The organism is Polaromonas sp. (genome assembly GCF_041689105.1).
In the GTDB taxonomy this organism is placed as follows: Bacteria; Pseudomonadota; Gammaproteobacteria; order Burkholderiales; family Burkholderiaceae_C; genus Polaromonas.
In genome coordinates this window covers 1-1078 of sequence record NZ_JBDNGU010000230.1, presented here as the reverse complement: position 1 = coordinate 1078, position 1078 = coordinate 1, and the positions used below count along the sequence as shown (strand labels likewise).

The following is a 1078-nucleotide window of genomic DNA, read 5'->3' as shown; positions in this document are numbered from 1 at the left end:
GGTTGCCAATGCGCTGGGCATGCTGGCGGCCTTTGGCCTGTCGCTGCTGGCGGGCAAGGCGCTGTACCTGGGCGTTGAAGCCCGGCGTCGGCCGGCGCCTGCGGTGCCCAGGATGGGTGCCATCGCGCCGTGATCGTGACAACCAGCGTTTGACGCGGCCGCATGACCACCGGACGTCGGCGTGATGCTGCTGAGCGTCGCCGATCTTCTTCTTCCGATCCCAACACCCCCCCACCGATCCAAGCTCAAGGATTTGCCTTACTTTTATAAACGTCTTACACTTAAAAAAGTAAAGGAAAAGTTATGCAAATAGAAGCTGTTGTTTCGAGCAAAGGCCAGGTCACGTTGCCGGCTGCCATGCGCGCCAAGTTGGGGATTCAGGCGGGCTCACACATCCGTTTTGAGCTGCGTGGAAGTGAGTTGGTGATCAAGCCTGAACTGCCCATGAGCGCTTACCGCGGGATTCTCAAAGGCTACGACTTAGGCGATATTGAACCCCCTAAGGAAAAAGACCGGGATTTCGAGTGAATGTCGTCGATTCTTCCGGCTGGATCGAATACTTCCAAGACAATCCGCGCGCTGATTTGTTTGCGTCGGCCATCGAAGACCGCACCCGACTGCTGGTGCCGACGATTTCACTGTTTGAGGTTCACCGCATCTTGAGCCGCGCGCTGCCTGCCGAGGTCGTGGAAACTTGCCTGGATGTGATGCGCCGTGGCAAAGTGCTTGACCTGACTGACCGCCGTGCCATAGCCGCCTCCGAGGCCGCCACCCGGCATGGCCTGGCCTTGGCCGATGCCGCCATTTACAGCATGGCGCTGGAGCACGGCGCCACGCTGTGGACTCAGGATGTGGACTATCAGGGGTTGCCTGGCGTCAACTACAGCGCGAAGGCTTGAGTTGAGAGCATTTAATTGGAATCTGACCCCGAATATCGCTTCTCCGTGTGCCTGCTGGTCAATGCGGTGATCACGTATGTCTGGCCCACACAGGTGGTTGCCAATGCGCTGGGCATGCTGGCGGCCTTTGGCCTGTCGCTGCTGGCGGGCAAGGCGCTGTACCTGGGCGTTGAAGCCCG

At 59.3% G+C, this 1078-nt stretch carries 2 protein-coding genes; both read left to right on the top strand.

The window, feature by feature from the left end; all coding sequences use genetic code 11:
• Positions 1-303 precede the first annotated feature (303 nt).
• Entirely contained in the window at positions 304-528 is a 225-nt protein-coding gene (locus ACESMT_RS21465; protein ID WP_372828619.1) for an AbrB/MazE/SpoVT family DNA-binding domain-containing protein, read from the top strand.
• Entirely contained in the window at positions 525-899 is a 375-nt protein-coding gene (locus tag ACESMT_RS21460; protein WP_372828618.1) for a type II toxin-antitoxin system VapC family toxin, read from the top strand. Before ACESMT_RS21465 ends, ACESMT_RS21460 begins: the two co-directional genes overlap by 4 nt.
• Positions 900-1078 lie beyond the last annotated feature (179 nt).